Origin of the sequence: Streptomyces sp. NPDC050211, from assembly GCF_040656035.1 — a bacterium.
Classification (GTDB): Bacteria; Actinomycetota; Actinomycetes; order Streptomycetales; family Streptomycetaceae; genus Streptomyces.
This window is the reverse complement of record NZ_JBFALC010000008.1, coordinates 179,599-199,139: the sequence shown is the minus strand read 5'-3', so window position 1 is coordinate 199,139 and position 19,541 is coordinate 179,599. Positions and strand designations below refer to the sequence as shown.

At 67.9% G+C, this 19,541-nt stretch carries 17 protein-coding genes and 1 riboswitch; of the genes, 6 read left to right on the top strand and 11 right to left on the bottom strand.

All coding sequences use genetic code 11. The features are described 5' to 3' along the window. Window positions 1–171 precede the first annotated feature (171 nt). The 8 genes from AB0I98_RS11505 to AB0I98_RS11470 form a co-directional block, all read right to left on the bottom strand. Entirely contained in the window at window positions 172–1,185 is a 1,014-nt protein-coding gene (locus tag AB0I98_RS11505; protein ID WP_362938805.1) for a ribonucleotide-diphosphate reductase subunit beta, read from the bottom strand. After that, entirely contained in the window at window positions 1,185–3,551 is a 2,367-nt protein-coding gene (locus tag AB0I98_RS11500; RefSeq protein ID WP_362938802.1) for a ribonucleoside-diphosphate reductase subunit alpha, read from the bottom strand. Before AB0I98_RS11500 ends, AB0I98_RS11505 begins: the two co-directional genes overlap by 1 nt. A gap of 121 nt (window positions 3,552–3,672) precedes the next feature. Continuing rightward, window positions 3,673–3,832, bottom strand: a riboswitch (cobalamin riboswitch). Between the two features lie 22 nt (window positions 3,833–3,854). Further along, entirely contained in the window at window positions 3,855–4,355 is a 501-nt protein-coding gene (locus tag AB0I98_RS11495) for a GNAT family N-acetyltransferase (RefSeq protein ID WP_362938800.1), read from the bottom strand. 74 nt (window positions 4,356–4,429) lie between these two features. After that, complete coding sequence (gene mctP / locus AB0I98_RS11490; protein ID WP_362938797.1) at window positions 4,430–6,058, bottom strand: monocarboxylate uptake permease MctP; 1,629 nt, start codon at window positions 6,056–6,058, stop codon at window positions 4,430–4,432. Continuing rightward, window positions 6,055–6,309 carry a DUF3311 domain-containing protein gene (locus AB0I98_RS11485; RefSeq protein ID WP_362938794.1) on the bottom strand — a complete coding sequence of 85 codons (255 nt, stop codon included), beginning with the start codon at window positions 6,307–6,309 and terminating at the stop codon, window positions 6,055–6,057. Before AB0I98_RS11485 ends, mctP begins: the two co-directional genes overlap by 4 nt. A 141-nt stretch (window positions 6,310–6,450) precedes the next feature. Continuing rightward, window positions 6,451–6,651, bottom strand: coding sequence for a YbdD/YjiX family protein (locus AB0I98_RS11480; RefSeq protein ID WP_362938791.1), 201 nt, complete (start codon window positions 6,649–6,651; stop codon window positions 6,451–6,453). Then, entirely contained in the window at window positions 6,623–8,761 is a 2,139-nt protein-coding gene (locus tag AB0I98_RS11475; RefSeq protein WP_362938788.1) for a carbon starvation CstA family protein, read from the bottom strand. The genes AB0I98_RS11480 and AB0I98_RS11475 overlap by 29 nt, the downstream gene beginning before the upstream one ends. A 97-nt stretch (window positions 8,762–8,858) precedes the next feature. Continuing rightward, window positions 8,859–9,623, bottom strand: a complete 765-nt coding sequence (locus AB0I98_RS11470; RefSeq protein ID WP_362938785.1) for a GntR family transcriptional regulator — start codon at window positions 9,621–9,623, stop codon at window positions 8,859–8,861. Window positions 9,624–9,929: 306 nt separating this feature from the next. Between AB0I98_RS11470 and AB0I98_RS11465 the strand changes: the two genes are divergently transcribed. The 4 genes from AB0I98_RS11465 (at window position 9,930) to AB0I98_RS11450 (ending at window position 14,643) form a co-directional block, all read left to right on the top strand. Continuing rightward, a complete protein-coding gene (locus AB0I98_RS11465) occupies window positions 9,930–11,213 on the top strand; it encodes an extracellular solute-binding protein (RefSeq protein ID WP_362938782.1) in 1,284 nt (427 codons plus the stop codon). Window positions 11,214–11,317: 104 nt separating this feature from the next. Beyond that, a complete protein-coding gene (locus tag AB0I98_RS11460) occupies window positions 11,318–12,310 on the top strand; it encodes a sugar ABC transporter permease (RefSeq protein ID WP_362938779.1) in 993 nt (330 codons plus the stop codon). After that, window positions 12,307–13,149, top strand: a complete 843-nt coding sequence (locus AB0I98_RS11455) for a carbohydrate ABC transporter permease (RefSeq protein WP_362938776.1) — start codon at window positions 12,307–12,309, stop codon at window positions 13,147–13,149. Before AB0I98_RS11460 ends, AB0I98_RS11455 begins: the two co-directional genes overlap by 4 nt. Window positions 13,150–13,158: 9 nt before the next feature. Further along, complete coding sequence (locus AB0I98_RS11450) at window positions 13,159–14,643, top strand: glycoside hydrolase family 3 protein (protein ID WP_362938773.1); 1,485 nt, start codon at window positions 13,159–13,161, stop codon at window positions 14,641–14,643. Window positions 14,644–14,772: 129 nt separating this feature from the next. Here AB0I98_RS11450 and nagB read toward each other — a convergent pair whose 3' ends face one another. Continuing rightward, window positions 14,773–15,558: a glucosamine-6-phosphate deaminase gene (nagB, locus tag AB0I98_RS11445; RefSeq protein WP_362938770.1), complete on the bottom strand. Its 786-nt coding sequence runs from the start codon at window positions 15,556–15,558 to the stop codon at window positions 14,773–14,775. Between the two features lie 121 nt (window positions 15,559–15,679). Continuing rightward, window positions 15,680–16,432, bottom strand: coding sequence for an SDR family oxidoreductase (locus AB0I98_RS11440; protein ID WP_362938895.1), 753 nt, complete (start codon window positions 16,430–16,432; stop codon window positions 15,680–15,682). 95 nt (window positions 16,433–16,527) lie between these two features. Here AB0I98_RS11440 and AB0I98_RS11435 point away from each other — a divergent pair, with 95 nt between their 5' ends. Together AB0I98_RS11435 and AB0I98_RS11430 are read left to right on the top strand one after the other, a co-directional pair. Continuing rightward, a complete protein-coding gene (locus tag AB0I98_RS11435; RefSeq protein ID WP_362938767.1) occupies window positions 16,528–17,160 on the top strand; it encodes a TetR/AcrR family transcriptional regulator in 633 nt (210 codons plus the stop codon). Window positions 17,161–17,556: 396 nt separating this feature from the next. Then, a complete protein-coding gene (locus AB0I98_RS11430; protein WP_362938765.1) occupies window positions 17,557–19,032 on the top strand; it encodes a PAS domain-containing sensor histidine kinase in 1,476 nt (491 codons plus the stop codon). 167 nt (window positions 19,033–19,199) lie between these two features. On the opposite strand, the gene AB0I98_RS11425 is transcribed toward AB0I98_RS11430, so the two are convergent. Beyond that, the gene (locus AB0I98_RS11425) at window positions 19,200–19,457 is read right to left on the bottom strand and encodes a WhiB family transcriptional regulator (protein WP_016639615.1); all 258 of its coding nucleotides are present in this window, start codon (window positions 19,455–19,457) and stop codon (window positions 19,200–19,202) included. Window positions 19,458–19,541 lie beyond the last annotated feature (84 nt).

Below are 19,541 nucleotides of genomic sequence, written 5' to 3'. Positions count from 1 at the left end.
GCCACTGTCAGGAGTGTCTTGCCAGTACGAGACTTACCGCATGAACACATTCCTCGAACTCATGGCCCTCGTGATTCTCTTCTCCCTCCTCGGAGGTCCGGCGCTCGTGGGTGCGATCCACGACCGCCGGATCGACCGACAGCTGAGGGAGGCGGAACGGAAGACTCAGACTCAGAAGTCCTCGTCCAGGTCGACGGTGCCCTCCACCGCCACCTGGTACGCCGAAGGACGCCGCTCGAAGAAGTTGGTGAGTTCCTGAACCCCCTGCAACTCCATGAAGGAGAAGGGGTTCTCGGAGCCGTACACCGGGGCGAAGCCGAGGCGGCTGAGCCGCTGGTCGGCGACGCACTCCAGGTACTGCCGCATCGATTCCGTGTTCATCCCCGGGAGGCCGTCACCACACAGGTCGCGCGCGAACTGCAGCTCGGCCTCGACGGCCTCCCTCAGCATGTCGGTGACCTGCTGCTCGAGCTGGTCGTCGAAGAGCTCCGGCTCCTCCTTGCGGACCGTGTCGACCACGTCGAACGCGAAGGACATGTGCATCGTCTCGTCGCGGAACACCCAGTTGGTGCCGGTCGCCAGGCCGTGCAGCAGACCCCGGCTGCGGAACCAGTAGACGTACGCGAAGGCACCGTAGAAGAACAGGCCCTCGATGCACGCGGCGAAGCAGATGAGATTGAGCAGGAAACGGCGCCGGTCGGCCTGTGTCTCCAGGCGGTCCAGCTTCTCGACCTCGTTGATCCACTTGAAGCAGAATCCGGCCTTCTCGCGGATGGACGGGATGCTCTCCACGGCGTCGAACGCGGCGGCCCTGTCCTCCGGATCGGGCAGGTAGGTGTCCAGCAGCGTCAGGTAGAACTGGACGTGCACGGCCTCCTCGAAGAGCTGGCGGCTCAAGTACAGCCGCGCCTCGGGGGAGTTGATGTGCTTGTAGAGCGTCAGCACCAGGTTGTTGGCGACGATCGAGTCACCCGTCGCGAAGAAGGCGACGAGGCGGCCGATCAGGTGCTGCTCGGCGGGCGTGAGCTTGGCGAGGTCGGTGACGTCCGAGTGGAGGTCGACCTCCTCCACGGTCCAGGTGTTCTTGATGGCGTCCCGGTAGCGCTCGTAGAAGTCGGGGTAGCGCATGGGGCGCAGGGTCAGCTCGAAGCCCGGGTCGAGGAGATTTTGATTACGGGTGGTCATTACTGGCAGGCCTCGCAGGACTCGGGGTTTTCCAGGGAGCAGGCGACGGCGTCTTCAGAGGTCACCTGCTGGACGGGGACAGTCTTTTCAGGCTGAGCCTGGGCCTGTGCCGCGCGGGCGATCCGGGTCGCCGGGCGCGAGCGCAGGTAGTACGTCGTCTTCAGCCCGGACTTCCAGGCGTACGCGTACATCGAGGAGAGCTTGCCGATGGTCGGCGTCTCCAGGAAGAGGTTCAGGGACTGGGACTGGTCCAGGAACGGGGTCCTGGCGGCGGCCATGTCGATGAGTCCACGCTGCGGGATCTCCCACGCGGTGCGGTACAGCGCCCTTACGTCCGCCGGGATCCAGGCGAAGTCCTGCACCGAGCCGCCCGACTCACGCAGCGCCTCCCGCGAGCGGGCGTCCCAGACGCCGAGCGCCTTGAGTTCGTTCACCAGGTACGAGTTGACCTGGAGGAACTCGCCGGACAGGGTCTCGCGCTTGAAGAGGTTGGAGACCTGCGGCTCGATGCACTCGTACACACCGGCGATGGAGGCGATGGTCGCGGTGGGTGCGATGGCCAGGAGCAGCGAGTTGCGCAGACCGACTTCGGCGATACGGTCCCGCAGGGCCGCCCAGCGCTCGGGCCAGGTCAGCTCGACGTCGTAGTGGTCGGGGTGCAGGACACCCTTGGCGGTACGGGTCTTCTGCCAGGCGGGGAGGGGCCCGTTGCGCTCGGCGAGGTCGGCGGAGGCCTCGTAGGAAGACAGCATGATGCGCTCGGCGATGCGGGTGGAGAGGGCCTTGGCCTCGGGTGAGTCGAAGGGCAGACGCAGCTTGAAGAAGACGTCCTGGAGGCCCATCGCGCCGAGCCCGACGGGGCGCCACTTGGCGTTGGAGCGGCCTGCCTGCTCGGTCGGGTAGAAGTTGATGTCGACGACGCGGTCCAGGAAGGTGACGGCGGTGCGGACCGCCTCGTCCAGCCGCTCCCAGTCGATGTCCCCGTCGTTCACGAACGCGCCGAGATTGACCGAACCCAGGTTGCACACCGCCGTCTCGCCGTCGTCCGTGACCTCCAGGATCTCTGTGCAGAGGTTGGAGGAGTGGACGACATGGCCGGGCTCGGCGGTCTGGTTGGCGGTGCGGTTGGCGGCGTCCTTGAAGGTCATCCAGCCGTTGCCGGTCTGCGCGAGGGTACGCATCATGCGGCCGTACAGGTCACGGGCCGGGATGGTCTTGCGCGCGAGCCCCGCGGCCTCCGCCTTCCGATAGGCGGCGTCGAACTCCTCGCCCCACAGGTCGGCCAGTTCGGGCACGTCGGCGGGGGAAAAGAGGGACCACACCCCGTCCGCGTTCACCCGGCGCATGAACTCGTCGGGGACCCAGTGCGCGAGGTTCAGATTGTGCGTACGGCGGGCGTCCTCACCGGTGTTGTCGCGCAGCTCCAGGAACTCCTCGATGTCGGAGTGCCAGGTCTCCAGATACACCGCCGCCGCGCCCTTGCGCCGGCCGCCCTGGTTCACGGCCGCGACCGAGGCGTCCAGGGTCTTCAGGAACGGGACGACGCCGTTGGAGTGCCCGTTCGTGCCGCGGATCAGTGAACCGCGGGAGCGGATGCGGGAGTAGGCGATGCCGATGCCCCCCGCGTGCTTCGAGAGGCGGGCCACCTGGTGGTAGCGGTCGTAGATGGAGTCCAGCTCGTCCTTGGGGGAGTCGAGGAGGTAGCAGGACGACATCTGGGGGTGCCGGGTGCCGGAGTTGAAGAGGGTGGGGGAGGAGGGGAGGTAGTCGAGGCGGCTCATCAGCCCGTAGAGCGCGGCGACTTCGTCGACGGACCTCGCGCTGTCGTCCTCGGCGAGACCGGCGGCGACGCGCAGCATGAAGTGCTGGGGCGTCTCGATCACCTTGCGGGTGAGGGGGTGCCGGAGGAGGTAGCGGGAGTGGAGCGTGCGGAGGCCGAAGTAGCCGAAGCGGTCGTCGGCCGCACGGTCGATCAGATGGTCCAGGCGGGCCGTGTGCAGCCGTACGAACTCGGCGGTGCGGTCGGCGATGAGGCCCTCGCGGTGGCCGACGGCGACCGACTCGGAGAACGACGTGACGCCCTGCGAGGCCGCCTCGGCGGCGATGCTGATCGTCAGGAGACGGGCGGCCAGCCGGGAGTACGCGGGGTCCTCCGAGATGAGGCCGGCCGCGGCCTCGGTGGCCAGCTCGCGCAACTCCGACTCGTCCGCTCGGGCCGACTTGCCGCGCAGCGCGGCGGCGGCGACCCGGCCGGGGTCGGCGTCGGGGAGGTCGGCGGTCAGCTCGGTCAGGGTCCGCAGCAGTGCGGTTCCCGGACCGTCGGTGTCCTGGATCGCTGAGGCCGGTTCGGCTGGCGCGATGGTCACGTGGGGCTCTCCCTCGCTCGGCACGGGGCCTTGCGGAGGGCAGGGGGCAGCACACGAGCGCACATGGCGTCGCGCCCACCGGCCCATTCCACGAGGCCCGGACGTCGGGCGCACCGGCCGGGTGGCCGGGCGCGCTGTCGGCAGGTCCTCGGACTGACTCCCATACGTGTATGAACACGCATGAGTACACCGTTGCGGGACAGTTCCGGATTCGCACCGGATTCCCCTGCGGCGACAGCGAGCATGAGCATACATCTTGTGCCGGGTTCTGGTGACACCCCTATATGTTGTGTCGCGGTGACTTCAGAGCGTCAATTCATAGGTGAGGAGAGTGAACTCGGTGCCCGGGATCGGGTTCCAGTCGCGTTCGGGGGCGCGGGTGAAGCCGAGACGCTCGTAGATGCGGTGGGCGGCGTGCATGGTGCGCTGGGTCGACAGGACGACGGCGGTGCGCTCCGCGGTTCTCGCCCGGTCGACGCAGGCTCGTACGAGGGCTTCTCCGGCGCCTTTGCCGCGGGCCGCGTGAGCCACGGCGAGCATGCGGATCTCCGCTTCTCCGGGGCGGGCGAGTTCGGCCATGGGGCCGGGGGAGGGGACGAAGGTGACTCCGCCGAGGAGTTGGTCGCCCTGTGTGGCCACGAGGACGTCGGCGTCGGCGGCGCGCTTCGCGATGTCTTTCAGTTCGCCCAGGTACCAGTCACTCTCGCCGAAGGTCAGGAGGCCGTCCTGGAGGTAGGCCTGGGCTGTGATGTCGCCGAGGGCTCCGTATTCGGTGGGTTCTACGGGCCGGATCACTATGTCCATGCAGGTGAGTGTGCCGGACAGGTACGACAACGGGCCGCCGGATTTCTCCGACGGCCCGTGCTCTGACGTACAGCTCAGTGAACGGCGCCGGCAGTCGCCGGAGGCAGTTCCGTCTTGACTCCCGGGTCGCCTGCCTCGCCCGTGTAGTCCTCCGGGCTTGTCTGGTCCACGCCCTCGGGGGCCTTCATCGCCTTCAGGGCGAAGGTGAGGACGACCGTCACCACGAGGTTCAGGACGAACGCCGTGAGGCCGATGTAGCCCATCTCGCCGATGCCGGGGATCTCCTTGTTGGAGCCGCCGAAGTGGTCCTGGGTCGGGGAGGCGACGCCGTACGCGGCGACTGTGCCGTAGATCATGCCGACCGCCCAGCCGGCGAGCAGGGCCCAGCGGTGGAACCAGCGGGTGAAGAGGCCGCCGACCAGGGCCGGGAAGGTCTGGAGGATCCAGATGCCGCCGAGGAGCTGGAAGTTGATCGCGACCGTCTTGTCCATGGTCAGGACGAAGACCAGTGCGCCCACCTTCACGAGCAGGGACACCAGCTTGGAGACCTTGGTCTCCTGCGCCGGCGTGGCGTCAGGCTTGATGAAGTCCTTGTAGATGTTGCGGGTGAAGAGGTTGGCCGCCGCGATGGACATGATCGCCGCCGGTACCAGCGCGCCGATGCCGATCGCCGCGAAGGCCACGCCCGCGAACCAGTCGGGGAACATGGTCTCGAACAGCTGCGGGATCGCCAACTGGCCGTTCTCCACCTTGATTCCGGCCGCGATCGCCATGAAGCCCAGCAGACCGAGCAGGCCCAGCATCAGCGAGTACAGCGGCAGGATCGTGGAGTTGCGGCGGATGACGTCACGGCTGCGGCTGGAGAGCACGGCCGTCACCGAGTGCGGGTACATGAACAGCGCGAGCGCCGAGCCGAGGGCCAGGGTGGCGTACGTCCACTGGGTCGCGTCGCCCGGCACCGTCGCACCGCGTGGCGCGCCCGTCGCCGGGTTGGTCTGGCTGAACGCGGCGCTCGCCTTGGCGAAGATGTCGTCGAACCCGCCCAGTTTGATCGGGATGTAGATGACCGCGACCGCGATGACGATGTAGATCAGCGCGTCCTTCACGAACGCGATCAGCGCCGGGGCCCGCAGACCCGAGGAGTACGTGTACGCGGCCAGCACGCCGAAGGCGATCAGCAGCGGCAGGTCCTTGATGAACCAGTTGGTGTCCTCGCCGCCGCCGACGCCCATCACGTCCAGCACGGCCTGGATGCCGACCAGTTGGAGCGCGATGTACGGCATCGTGGCGAGGATGCCGGTGACGGCGACCGCCAGCGACAGCCCCTTGGAGTCGTAGCGGCCCCGGACGAAGTCCGACGTGGTGACGTAGCCGTGCTTGTGCGAGACCGACCACAGGCGCGGCAGGAAGACGAACATCATCGGGTAGATGAGGATCGTGTACGGCACCGCGAAGAAGCCGGCCGCGCCCGCCGCGTAGATCGCCGCCGGTACGGCGACGAAGGTGTACGCCGTGTACAGGTCGCCGCCGAGCAGGAACCAGGTGATCCAGGTGCCGAACGAGCGCCCGCCCAGGCCCCATTCGTCCAGGGTCTGCTCGTTCTCGGCCCTGCGCCAGCGCGAGGCGAGGAAGCCCATGACCGTGACGGCCACGAAGAAGAGGATGAAGACGGCGAGTGCGACGCCGTTCACGCCGTCCTTCACTTTTCGGCACCCCCCTTGCGTGCCCGCTGGTCACGCTGCCACAGCTTGTACGCGACCATCGTCAGCACGGTGGAGAGGACCACCCAGGCCATCTGGTACCAGTAGAAGAACGGGATGCCGATGAAGGCCGGGTCCTCCTTCGCGTACGAACCCACCCACAGCATCGCCACGAAGGGCGCGAATAGGCAGAGCGCGATGACGACCCTGGCGGGTGTCACCGTCCCTCTGTTCACTTCCGATGTTTGTGACATCCGCCGGCTCCGTCCCCTCACTGATCACCTGTGTAACGCGCAGGCAATCTAGGTCACGGTGTCGCGAAAGCGGAAGTCCCCGTCCGCATTCCGGGCGCGATCCTCACCTGGCATCCTCATTCGGGGCCTCACCAGGCGTGTTCAGCAGCAGCGGAACCCCTGCCGCGGATCCCCCTCCTGCCGGTCCGTCCGCATCCGCTCGAAATCACGCCGGGACGGCACCTCGGCCTGAGGGTGGTCTTTTCGTACGTGCGCGACATAGCGGTCGTAGGCAGACTCGTCGGTCAACTCCCGCACGTACCAGCGCACGCCCCTAAGCGCCCGTGCCACTGCCGACCGCATCGCGCTCCTCCTCCTTCTCCTCCCGGGTCGGGATCAGCCCGGCCGGGGCGACGATCTTGGACTCGACGTACGGTGCCTCGCTCAGCGTGGACAGGGCGGGGCGGCGGATGTGCCGGACGCAGACGCGGGTCGCGTCGACGATCACGACGACGATCAGGATCGCCAGGATCGCGGTGAGGACGCCGTCCACCGTGGAGTTGGTGACCACGGTGCGCATGTCGTCCATGGACTTGGCGGGCGCCAGCACCTCGCCCCGGTCGATGGCGTCCTGGAACACCTGGCGCTGCTTGAAGAAGCCGACCTTCGGATCGGAGGAGAACACCTTCTGCCAGCTGGCGGTCAGGGTGACCGTCGCGTCCCAGGCGAGCGGAACGCCGGTGATCCAGGCCCACTTGAGGCGGCCGGACTTCACCAGCAGGGTCGTGCAGACGGCCAACGCGACGGCGGCCAGCAGCTGGTTGGAGATGCCGAAGATCGGGAAGAGCTGGTTGATTCCGCCGAGGGGTTCATGGACGCCGACCCACAGGAAGTAGCCCCACAGCCCGCACACGAGGGCGCTGGTGATGACCAGGCCGGGCTTCCAGCTGACGTTCTTGAACGGCCGGTAGATGTTGCCGAGGGTGTCCTGGAGCATGAAGCGGCCCACACGGGTGCCGGCGTCCAGCGCGGTCAGGATGAACAGCGCCTCGAACATGATCGCGAAGTGATACCAGAAGGCCTTGAGGCCTCCGCCGGTCACCTCGGAGAAGATCTGCGAGACCCCTACGGCGAGCGTGGGTGCGCCGCCGGTGCGGGACAGCAGCGTCGACTCCTCCACGTCCTGGGCCGCCTTGGCGAGTTCGGCGGGGGTGATCTGGTAGCCCCAACTGCCCACCACCTGCGAGGCGTTCTCCACGGTCGTGCCGATGACCCCGGCCGGCGCGTTCATCGCGAAGTACAGGCCCGGGTCGATGATGCTCGCCGCCACCAGCGCCATGATCGCGACCGACGACTCCATCAGCATGGAGCCGTAGCCGATCATCCGGACCTGCGTCTCCTTCTGGATCATCTTCGGCGTCGTACCCGACGAGATGAGCGAGTGGAAGCCGGACAGGGCGCCGCAGGCGATGGTGATGAAGACGAACGGGAACAGCGAACCCGCGAACACCGGCCCGTCACCGCGCGAGGCGAAGTCGGTGACCGCGGGCATCTTCAGCGTCGGCAACGCGATCACGACGCCGAGCGCCAGCAGCCCGATGGTGCCGATCTTCATGAAGGTGGAGAGGTAGTCGCGGGGCGCGAGCAGCATCCACACCGGCAGGATCGAGGCGATGAAGCCGTACGCCACCAGCCAGACGACCAGCGTGGACGGCGCGAGGGTGAAGGTGTCGGCCCAGGACGACTCGGCGACCCAGCGGCCCGCGACCAGCGCGAGCAGCAGCAGCGCGACGCCGATGAGGGAGACCTCGGCGACCCGGCCGGGGCGCAGTACCCGTAGGTAGAAGCCCATCAGCAGCGCGATCGGGACCGTCATCGCGATGGAGAAGGTGCCCCACGGGGACTGCGCGAGGGCATTGACGATGACCAGCGCCAGCACCCCGAGCAGGATGATCATGATGGCGAAGGCGGCCAGCAGCGCCGCCGCACCGCCGAACGGGCCGATCTCCTCCCGCGCCATCTGGCCCAGCGACCTGCCGTCCCGCCGAGTGGAGAAGAACAGCACCACCATGTCCTGGACCGCACCCGCGAAGATGACGCCCGCGATGATCCAGATCGTGCCCGGCAGATAGCCCATCTGCGCCGCGAGGACCGGCCCGACCAGCGGTCCGGCGCCCGCGATCGCGGCGAAGTGGTGGCCCAGCAGGACCCGGCGGTCGGTGGGATGGAAGTCGATGCCGTTGTTCAGCCGCTCCGCCGGAGTGGCCCGGGTCTTGTCGACCTTCAGGACCTTGTACGCGATGAACTTGGCGTAGAAGCGGTAGCCGATCGCGTACGAGCCGAGGGCCGCCGCGACCATCCAGGCGGCGGACACGTCCTCGCCCCTGGCCAGCGCGAGCACCGCCCAGCCGACGGCTCCGACCAGCGCGACAAGACTCCAGATGACGATCGTTCGAACGTTCGCGGTGCGCACCGGCTCGCCCTCCCGTCCATGCGATGACGGGAGGACCGTAGAACAGGAATGTGATCTGCGCTACACCGCGTGCAGGTGTTCGCTCTACGAACGGACCCTATTCCTGCGGCCGCTTGAGTCTGGCCACGAACTTGTAGCGGTCCCCCCGGTACACCGAGCGCACCCACTCCACCGGCTGTCCCTCCCGGTCCAGTGAGTGGCGGGACAGCATCAGCATCGGCAGGCCGACGTCGGTGCCGAGCAGGCCGGCCTCGCGGGGGGTGGCCAGGGAGGTCTCGATGGTCTCCTCGGCCTCGGCGAGGTGGACGTCGTAGACCTCGGCGAGGGCGGTGTAGAGGGAGGTGTACTTCACCAGGCTGCGCCTGAGCGCCGGGAAGCGCTTGGCGCTCAGGTGGGTCGTCTCGATCGCCATCGGCTCGCCGTTGGCCATGCGCAGCCGCTCGATGCGCAGCACCCGGCCGCCGGCTGTGATGTCGAGCAGATCGGCGAGGCGGTCGTCGGCGGTGATGTAGCCGATGTCGAGGAGCTGCGAGGTGGGTTCGAGGCCCTGGGCGCGCATGTCCTCGGTGTACGAGGTGAGTTGGAGCGCCTGCGAGACCTTGGGCTTGGCGACGAAGGTGCCCTTGCCCTGGATCCGCTCCAGGCGTCCCTCGACGACCAGTTCCTGCAGCGCCTGGCGCACGGTGGTGCGCGAGGTGTCGAACTCCGCGGCGAGCGTGCGCTCGGGCGGGACCGGGGTGCCGGGCGCCTGCGTCTCCGTCATGTCGAGCAGATGCTTCTTCAAGCGGTAGTACTTGGGCACGCGCGCGGTACGGACGGTGGCCCCACCCTCGTTCTCCGCACTGCTGACGTCGGTGCTCATGCTCTGCCTTCCCGGCTCCGGATGCGGATCACATCGTGATCCCCTCTGTATACCGTCGCCGCCTCTTTTGGTCTAGTCCACAGAGGTAAGTGGTCTAGCGGACGACAGTACTCCGTGCGCGCCGATTTCGCTGTCTTCTTACTTAAAGGTTCCTGCATATGTAGGTCGCATAACGGCTGGTCGGAGCCGTTTCGAACCCTCTTGACAGGCGTCTTGGTCTGGTCCAGGCTCCCGGTACTGGTCTACACCATTGGTCCAGTCCCGGCCCCGATGGCGGTACGGGGGGGCATCCCTGAGGAGGGTGGCGTGAAGCGCAAGCTGACAGTCGCGATCGGTATCGCGGGCATGATGGTGTCCCTCGCGGCGTGCGGGGACAGTGACAGCGGGGGTTCGGACAACACCGGCGCGGACGCCAAGGAGCTGACCGTCTGGCTCACCGTCGACGCGCAGAACAACTGGCCCGAGCTGGTGAAGGCCGCGGACGACGCGATCAAGAAGAAGCACCCCGGCATCAAGATCAACCACGAGTACTACGGCTGGCCCGACAAGAACACCAAGCTCGACGCCGTCCTCGCCACCGACAAAGCCCCCGACGTGGTCGAGATGGGCAACACCGAGATGCTCGGCTACATGGTCAAGGGCGCCTTCGCCCCCGTCGACCCGGCCAAGTTCGACAACGCGGACGCCTGGCTGGACGGCCTCAAGGCCTCGGTGACGTACGACGGCAAGACATACGGCGTCCCGTACTACGCCGGCGGCCGGGTCGCCAACTGGCGCAAGGACGTGGCGGCTTCGGTCGGCGTGAAGTCCCCGCCGAAGACGTACGAGGAGCTGACCTCCGCCCTGGACAAGATCCAGAAGGAGGAGGGCGACAAGTTCAGCGCCTGGTACCAGCCCACCCGTGACTGGTACGCGGCCATGTCCTTCGTCTACGACGCCGGCGGCTCCATCGCCGAGGAGTCCGGCGGCGAGTGGAAGGCCAATCTCTCCTCGCCGGAGTCGGTCAAGGGCCTGGAGGAGTTCAAGAACGTCGTCGACAAGTACATGCACGGCGACAAGACCAAGGACGAGTCCGACCGCTACATCGTCTACGGCCAGGGCAAGTCCGCCATGATCTTCGGCGCGGCCTGGGAGGGCGCGACCTCCGAGGACCCGAAGAACGACAAGACCGGCAAGCTCAAGGGCAACCTCGAGAACTTCGTGATGCCCGGCCCGTCCGGCAAGAACCTCCCGGTCTTCCTGGGCGGCTCCGACCTCGCCGTCCCGGTGAAGTCCGACGCGCAGGCGGTCGCCGCCGAGTGGATCAACGCCTTCGCGGGCGCCTCCGGCCAGAAGGGCCTGATCGCCAAGGGCAACCTGCCCAACAACAAGACCGACCTCGCCACCCTCAAGAACGACCCGGCGACGGCCGTGCCGGCCACCGCGGCCGAGTCCAACTGGTTCGTCCCGATGGCGCCGGGCTGGGGCCAGGTCGAGAAGGCCCAGATCCTGCAGACCATGCTGCAAAGCATCGGCACCGGCAAGAAGACGGTCGAGGCCGCCGCGAAGGAAGCGGACGCCGCGATCGACAAGGTCATCAACACCAAGTGACCTGAGGCAGGGCCCCGTTGACCCCGGGGGGTTTCCGGGGACGGGGCCCTGTTTTCCGTACGACGTTTTCCGTACGACCTGAGGGACCGCTGAGGAGCGCGCGGATGAGTGCCGCAGACACGACCACCCCTGCCAAGGTGCCGCCGCGGCGGCAGTCGCCCCCACCACCGGCTGTCGCGAAGCAGCCACCGAAAGGCCGGACGAAGTCGGGCGGACGCGGCCTGCCCTGGCTGCTGCTCGCCCCCTGCCTCCTCATCCTCGTGCTTGTCCTCGGCTACCCCCTGGTCCGTCTGGTCACCCTCTCCTTCCAGGAGTTCGGCCAGTCCCAGCTGTGGGGCTTCGAGCCGGCGGAGTCGGTCGGGCTCGACAACTTCACCAAGGTGCTGGGCGACGGCCAGTTCTGGACGGTCGTCGTACGGACGATCATCTTCGCGGCCGGCTGCGTGATCTTCACGATGGTCATCGGCATGCTGATCGCGCTGCTCCTCCAGCGGGTCTCCGGCTGGATGAAGACCCTGATCAACATCGCATTGGTGGCGAGCTGGGGCATGCCGATCATCGTGGCGACCACGGTCTTCAAGTGGCTGTTCGACGCGGACTACGGCATCCTCAACGCGCTGCTCAGCAAGCTGCCCGGCGTGGAGATGATCGGCCACAACTGGTTCGCGAGCGGACCGGAGGGCCTCGCGGTCATCATGCTGCTGGTGGTCTGGGGCGCCGTGCCCTTCGTGGTCATCACGCTGAGCGCCGGTCTGACCCAGGTCCCCAAGGAGATGGAGGAGGCGGCCCGGCTGGACGGCGCGGGCGCCTGGGGCGTGTTCCGTTATGTCACGCTCCCCATCCTCAAGCCGATCATCGTGATGCTGACGACCCTGTCGGTCATCTGGGACATGGGCGTCTTCCCGCAGGTCTTCGTGATGCGCAACGGCCATCCCGAGGCCGAGTTCCAGATCCTCACCACCTACTCGTACGACCGTGCCTTCGTGGTCAACGACTACGCGCAGGGCTCGGCGATCGCCCTGCTCACCGTGGTGTTGCTGCTGGGCGTCGTGGCCGTCTACATGCGCCAGATGCTGAAGATCGGAGAGGTCGAATGAGCACCGTGGTCCCTCGGGCCCCCCGGAAGTCCAAGGCGGGCTGGAACCTCCTGGGCCTCCTCGTCTTCCTCACCGCGGGTTTCCCGGTCTACTGGATGCTGAACACGGCGTTCAAGCCGGAGAAGGACGCCATCGACCCGGACCCGAGCCTGTGGCCGACCGCCCTGACCTTCTCCAACTTCGGCCGGGCGCTGGACATCGCGGACTTCTGGGGTCCGGTCGGCCGCAGCCTGATCGTGTCGCTGGCGGTGGTCGTGGTCGGGATGGTCGTAGGCCTGCTGGCCGCGTTGGCGATCTCCCGATTCGCCTTCCGCGGCCGCAAGATCGTGATCGTCGGCATCCTGGCGGTCCAGATGGTCCCGCTGGTCGCCATGATCATCCCGGTCTTCCTGCTGCTCAACGACCTCGGTCAGTACGACAGGCTGAGCGGTCTGATCATCACGTACCTGACCTTCATCCTGCCCTTCACGGTGTGGACCCTGCGCGGCTTCATCGTCAACATCCCGAAGGAGCTGGAGGAGGCGGCGATGGTCGACGGCTGCACCCGTACCGGCGCCTTCGTCCGGGTCGTCTTCCCGCTGCTCGCTCCGGGCATGGTCGCCACCTCGGTCTACGGCTTCATCCAGGCCTGGAACGAATACCTCTACGCCCTGATGCTGCTCAGCCAGAACAACCAGACCGCGACCGTGTGGCTCAGCAACTTCAGCACCAAGCACGGCACCGAGTTCGCCCCGATGATGGCCGGCGCCACGATGATGGCCGTGCCGATCGTCGTCCTGTTCCTCCTCGTCCAGCGCAAGATGGCCGCGGGTCTGACCGCGGGCGCCGTGAAGGGATAACGCCACCCGATGACGACATTCGCCAGCGGCACAGACACCCTGACGCGCGATGCGCTGACCGTCCTCCAGCCCGGCTTCCCGGGCACCACCGCCCCCGACTGGCTGCTGCGCCGCCTCGGCGAGGGCCTGGCCTCCGTGGGCCTGTTCGGCCGCAACATCGCCTCCCCCGACCAACTGGCCGCACTCACCGCCCAGTTGCGCGCCGAACGCGATGACGTGCTGGTCGCGATCGACGAGGAGGGCGGTGATGTCACCCGCCTGGAGGTGCGGACCGGTTCCTCGTTCCCCGGCAACCATGCGCTGGGCGCGGTCGACGACGTCTCGCTCACCGAGGAGGTGGCGTACGAACTCGGCCGCCGTCTCGCCGAGTGCGGAGTGAACCTCAACTGGGCGCCGTCCGCCGACGTGAACTCCAACCCCTCCAACCCGGTCATCGGCGTCCGCTCCTTCGGCGCCGACACGGACCTCGTCGCCCGCCACACCGCCGCCTACGTCACCGGCCTCCAGTCGGCCGGAGTGGCCGCCTGCACCAAGCACTTCCCGGGCCACGGAGACACCGCGGTCGACTCCCACCACGCGATGCCCCGCATCGACGCCGACGCCTCGGTGCTGTCGTCCCGCGAACTCTGCCCGTTCCGCGCCGCCATCGCCGCCGGCACCCGCGCGGTGATGAGCGCCCACATCCTGGTCCCGGCCCTGGACCCGGACCGCCCGGCCACCCTCTCCCGCCCGGTCCTGACGGAGTTGCTGCGCGGCCGGCTCGGCTACGACGGCCTGATCGTCACAGACGGCATGGAGATGCAGGCCATCGCCGCCACCTACGGCATCGAACGCGGCAGCGTCCTCGCCATCGCAGCCGGCGCCGACGCGATCTGCGTGGGCGGCGGCCTCGCGGACGACGAGACCGTACGCCGCCTGCGCGACGCCCTCATCTCAGCCGTCCGCTCGGGCCAACTCCCCGAGGAGCGCCTGGCGGACGCGGCGGAACGCGTCCGCGCACTGGCCCACTGGACATCCGAAGCCCCGACGACGAACACGGGCGAGCCCCGAACGGACATCGGCCTCATCGCGGCCCGCCGCGCCCTGACAGTGACGGCCGCGGAGCCCTACGCCCCCCTGACCAAGGCCCCCTACGTCGCCGCCTTCACCCCGGTCGCGAACATAGCCGTCGGCGACGAAACCCCCTGGGGCGTCGCCGCGGAACTGACCCGCCTGCTCCCCGGCACGGAGACAGGCAGCTTCACAGGCGACGAGGCAGGCCCCAAGGCCCTCGCCGCAGCCAACGGCCACCGCATCATCGCCGTCCTCCGCGACGAACACCGCCACCCCTGGATGTCAGCAGCCCTCGACACGCTGCTACGGGACCGCCCCGACACCATCGTGGTCGAAATGGGCGTACCCCAGGCGACCCCGAGGGGCGCGCTGCACATAGCGACGCACGGGGCGGCACGGGTGTGCGGGAGCGCGGCGGCGGAGGTCATAGCGGGCGTGTGAGGAGTACGAGGACGAAGGCGCCGGTTCCTGGACAGGGACCGGCGCCTTGAACGTGGTCAGGGGCGCGGGGAACTGCGCGACAAGCCACGACGGCGCCGCAGCCGGTCAGAAACCGAACCCGGCAGGCGCTCAGATCCCCTGCCACTCCGGCTTATTGGCAAACGTATGCCGAAAGTAATCCCCCAGCTTCAACTTCGACGCAGCCCCCTCATCCACAACAACCGTCGCATGCGGATGCAACTGCAACGCTGACGCCGGACACACCGCGGCAACCGGCCCTTCCACCGTCGCCGCCACCGCATCCGCCTTCCCCTCACCCGTGGCGAGCAACACCAGATGCCGAGCCTCAAGGATCGTCCCGATCCCCTGAGTGATGACGTGATGCGGCACCTGCTCAATGTCCCCGTCAAAGAACCGCGCGTTGTCCACCCGCGTCTGCTCGGTCAACGTCTTGATCCGAGTCCGTGAGGCCAGCGACGAGCACGGCTCGTTGAACCCGATGTGCCCGTCCGTCCCGATCCCGAGCAACTGCAGATCCACCCCACCGGCGGCGCCCAACGCGGCGTCATACGCCTCGCACGCCCCCTGCACGTCCTCGGCTGTACCGTCCGGCCCCATGAACGCGTCCATCCCGAGCCCCAGCGGCTCCAGCACCTCCCGCCGCAGCACCGAACGGTACGACTCCGGATGCTCGGCCGGCAGCCCCACGTACTCGTCGAGTTGGGCGATCCGCGCCCGAGAGGCATCCACGGCACCGGACTTCACCTTGGCGGCCAGCGCCTCGTAGATGGGCAGCGGCGTCGACCCGGTGGCCACGCCGAGCAGGGCATCGGGCTTGCGCTGCAGGAGTTGCGCCATGGCCTCGGCGATCAGCTCGCCACCCGCCTTGGCGTCCGGAACGATGACAACTTCCACGCTGGGCCTGCCGATCTGAGAAGAGGGGCTCTGGGGGACCCGTAGGGGCTATGTGGTTTAGACCAATCTAACAGAGACGGGCCTTGTGTCCCAGGTGGTCCGGAGCAACGGCGGTCGTCCCTCAGGTCAGCGAACCTCCGGTCGCATCCACCCAGCTCCCGGTCACCCAGCGTCCTCCCTCGGACGCCAGAAACGCCACCACCTCCGCCACATCGGCCGTCTCGCCCACACGCCCGAGCGCGGATATCGCCGCTGCCTCGCCCCATGCCTCCTCGCTCGCATGCAGCAGCTCATACGTGTTGTCGGTGGCGATGATCCCCGGCGCCACCGAGTTCACCGTGATGGTCCGCGAGCCCAGCACCTTGGACAGGTCGCGGGAGAAGACATCGAGGGCGCCCTTCGTCATGGCGTACGCCATGTTGTCCGGCATCGCCGCGGTCCGGGCCAGCCCCGACGAGATGTTGATGACTCGTCCGCCGTCGCGCAGCCGCGCCAGGCCGTGCTGGGCGATGAAGAACGGTGCCTTCACATTGACCGCGAAGACCCGGTCGTACTCCTCCTCGTTGATCTCCCCGATCGGCCGGGACGCACCGATCCCGGCGTTGTTCACCAGGATGTCCAGCCCGTCCGCATGCCGGTCGAACTCCTCCCACAGCGCCTCCGCGTCCCCCGGCAGCCCCAGCTCGGTGCCGATCGCGAACGCCGAGCCGCCCGTCGCCTCGATCGCGGCGACCGTCTCCTTCGCGGCCGCCTCGCTCCTGCCGTAGTGCACCGCGACCCGTGCCCCGTCACGCCCCAGCCGCTCGGCGATCCCTCGCCCGATGCCCCTGCTCGCACCCGTCACCAGTGCCGTCTTCCCGGCAAGCACGCCCATGCCGACGCCCTCTCGCATTTGTCTAGTGGTCGCTACAAAAAGACCGTACAACACCCCACCGACATTTCTCTAGCACCCGCTATAAAATGAACCCCATGGTGGGAACCGAGGAGACCGGCGTGCAGGCGAGGGCGAAGGGCAAGGCGCGCGGCCGCCCCCGCTCCTTCGACCGGGAAACCGCCCTGGAGAAGGCGATCATGGCCTTCTGGGAGCACGGCTATGAGGCGACCTCCGTCTCCGACCTCACCCGCGTGATGGGCATCGGCGCCCCGAGCCTGTACGCGGCGTTCGGCGACAAGCAGGCACTCTTCGCGGAGGTCGTCAGCGAGTACGGCACCCGGTACGGCTCCTTCGGTGACCGCGCGCTCGCCGAGGAACCCACCGCCCGGGCCGCCGTCGCCCGCATGCTGCGGGAAGCCGCCGCGAAGTACACGGAACCCGGCCTTCCGCACGGATGTCTGGTAGTCCATGCGGCGACCAACTGCAGCAATCCCGAGGTGGAGGCATTCCTGCGCGACCGGCGCAACGCCAACATCGCCGCCTTCGAGCGCCGTATCAGAGCGGACATCGCCGCAGGTGAACTCCCCGCCGGCGCCGACGCCGCCGCGCTCGCCCGGCACACGGGTGCGATGATCCAGGGCATGTCCCAGCAGGCGCGCGACGGCGCGAGCCGGGAAGAACTGGAAGCGCTCGCGGAAATTGCCATGGCCATCTGGCCCCGCGCGTAGCCCGAGCGGGTTAGGCTGCGAAGCGCCAACAACGCACAGGGTTCAACAACAAAACAGCTCCCGATGCATGGACATGCCTAGTGGTCTAGTCCACAATGCGTAGGGAAGCTCAAGTGCGTATCAAGCACGGCGCGCTTCACTAGAGCCTCCGTCTTCCCCGCACAGGAAGGCGGACGAGGAACCGGAGCTCTCTGCCCTGACTGCCCCGGATCCTCATCCTTCGGCCGACCGGGACCGCACACCCCACGGCCGATGCTGCTCCGGGCTGCGGTGCCGGGAGGGTTGAGGGTCCCTCTCAGGCGCCGCGGCCCGCGGGTGTCTTCGGGGCCGTACGGCAGGTCGTATGAGAGCCCGTACATTTCAGAGCCGTACAAACCGCCAGGTACGCTCGCACACGTGCCCTCCATGAACGAACTGGTCCGCCAGCACACCGCTCTCGACGACTCAGATCTCGAGTGGCTGCATCTGCTGGTCTCGGAGTGGCAGCTGCTCTCCGACCTATCCTTCGCCGACCTCGTCCTGTGGGTCCCCACCCGCGACGGAACCCGCTATGTCTCCGTCGCCCAGATGCGCCCCAACACGGGCCCCACCTCCTACCAGGACGACATGGTCGGCCACCTCGTCCCGCGCGGCCGGCGCCCCATGCTGGACGCCGCCCACGACGAGGGCCGGATCGTGCGCGAGGGCGACCCCGAGTGGCGAGAAGAGGTGCCGGTCCGGGTCGAGTCCATTCCGGTACGACGGGAAGGGCGCGTCCTCGGTGTCATCGCGCGCAACACCAACCTGCTGACCGTCCGCACCCCGAGCCGCCTGGAGTTGACGTATCTCCAGAGCGCGTCCGACCTCGCGCAGATGATCGCGGCGGGCTCGTTCCCGTTCCCCAACCAGCAGATGGACATGGACGCCGCCCCGCGTGTCGGCGACGGACTGATCCGGCTCGACGCGGACGGCATCGTCCAGTACGCCTCCCCGAACGGGCTCTCCGCCTACCACCGCATGGGCCTCGCCGCCGACCTCGTCGGCTGCCACCTCGGCAAGATCACCGCCGAACTCGCCCCGTCCCGCGGCCCGGTGGACGAGGCGCTCGCCAAGGTGGCCAGCGGCTGGGCGCCGCGCGAGTTCGAGATCGAGGCCCATGACGGGGTGATCCAGTTCCGCACCATCCCGCTCAAGCCCAAGGGCACCCGCATCGGTTCGCTGGTCCTGCTCCGCGACGTCACCGAACTACGCCGCCGTGAACGCGAGTTGATCACCAAGGACGCCACCATCCGGGAGATCCACCACCGGGTGAAGAACAACCTCCAGACCGTGGCGGCTCTGCTGCGCCTCCAGGCTCGCCGAATCGAGTCCGACCGTGGGCGCGAGGCGCTCGAAGAGGCGGTACGGCGGGTCGGGTCGATCGCGATCGTGCACGAGACGCTCTCCCAGAACCTGGACGAGCGCGTGGAGTTCGACGAGATCGCGGACCGGGTCCTCGCGATGGTCGCCGAGATCTCGCCCGGCAAGGTCACCGGCCGGCGAACCGGACGCTTCGGCATCCTGGACGCCGAGGTCGCCACCCCGTTGTCCATGGTCTTGACCGAAGTCCTCCAGAACGCCCTCGAACATGGCTTCCGCGAAGGCGACACGGGAACCGTCGAGGTCATGGCCGTCCGCGGCGGTACGACGAAGGAGGCGCGGCTCCTTGTCACCGTTCAGGACGACGGGGTCGGGCTGCCCGCCGGCTTCGACCCGCACACCGGGGGCAACCTGGGGCTGCAGATCGTACGGACGCTGGTGGAAGGCGAGTTGGGCGGCTCGTTCGACATGGTGCCGGCGCCGGAGCGGGGCACTCAAGTGATCCTGGACATCCCGGTGCAGCCGAACAAGTAGCACACGTAGCGTTTGCGCACAGCAAAGAGCCCCGGACCATCCTGTGGTCCGAGGCCAGTGCTCGTGCGTGATGTGCGCATCGGGGGTACTGCGCGCTGCGGCTCGGGGGCGGGAGATGCGTACTCGCTGTACGCGCCGCCAAGCTCAGGCTGTGCGGGGCGGGTGTGTCAGGCGGAGGCCTGACGGGCCCGGTTGCGGGCGGCGCGGCGCTTCATGGCGCGGCGCTCGTCCTCGCTGAGACCACCCCAGACGCCGGAGTCCTGACCGGACTCGAGCGCCCACTGCAGGCACTGCTCCATGACGGGGCAGCGGCGGCAGACGGCCTTGGCTTCCTCGATCTGCAGCAGCGCAGGACCGGTGTTGCCGATGGGGAAGAAGAGCTCGGGGTCTTCCTCGCGGCAAACGGCGTTGTGACGCCAGTCCATGGCTGCTACCTCTCCTTGGTATTACGTGCTGATTGCTTGTGAATGTGAACGCTTTCACGAATCCCTCAACAAGTGAAGGGCCGA

Bases quoted from the DNA above. Each gene is read 5' to 3' on its own strand.
- AB0I98_RS11435 (WP_362938767.1), top strand. From the start codon at position 16,528: ATGGTGGGAACCGAGGAGACCGGCGTGCAGGCGAGGGCGAAGGGCAAG.
- AB0I98_RS11425 (WP_016639615.1), bottom strand. From the start codon at position 19,457: ATGGACTGGCGTCACAACGCCGTTTGCCGCGAGGAAGACCCCGAGCTC.
- AB0I98_RS11460 (WP_362938779.1), top strand. From the start codon at position 11,318: ATGAGTGCCGCAGACACGACCACCCCTGCCAAGGTGCCGCCGCGGCGG.
- AB0I98_RS11440 (WP_362938895.1), bottom strand. From the start codon at position 16,432: ATGGGCGTGCTTGCCGGGAAGACGGCACTGGTGACGGGTGCGAGCAGG.
- AB0I98_RS11480 (WP_362938791.1), bottom strand. From the start codon at position 6,651: ATGCGGTCGGCAGTGGCACGGGCGCTTAGGGGCGTGCGCTGGTACGTG.
- AB0I98_RS11450 (WP_362938773.1), top strand. From the start codon at position 13,159: ATGACGACATTCGCCAGCGGCACAGACACCCTGACGCGCGATGCGCTG.
- AB0I98_RS11470 (WP_362938785.1), bottom strand. From the start codon at position 9,623: ATGAGCACCGACGTCAGCAGTGCGGAGAACGAGGGTGGGGCCACCGTC.
- AB0I98_RS11485 (WP_362938794.1), bottom strand. From the start codon at position 6,309: ATGTCACAAACATCGGAAGTGAACAGAGGGACGGTGACACCCGCCAGG.
- AB0I98_RS11505 (WP_362938805.1), bottom strand. From the start codon at position 1,185: ATGACCACCCGTAATCAAAATCTCCTCGACCCGGGCTTCGAGCTGACC.
- AB0I98_RS11455 (WP_362938776.1), top strand. From the start codon at position 12,307: ATGAGCACCGTGGTCCCTCGGGCCCCCCGGAAGTCCAAGGCGGGCTGG.
- AB0I98_RS11495 (WP_362938800.1), bottom strand. From the start codon at position 4,355: ATGGACATAGTGATCCGGCCCGTAGAACCCACCGAATACGGAGCCCTC.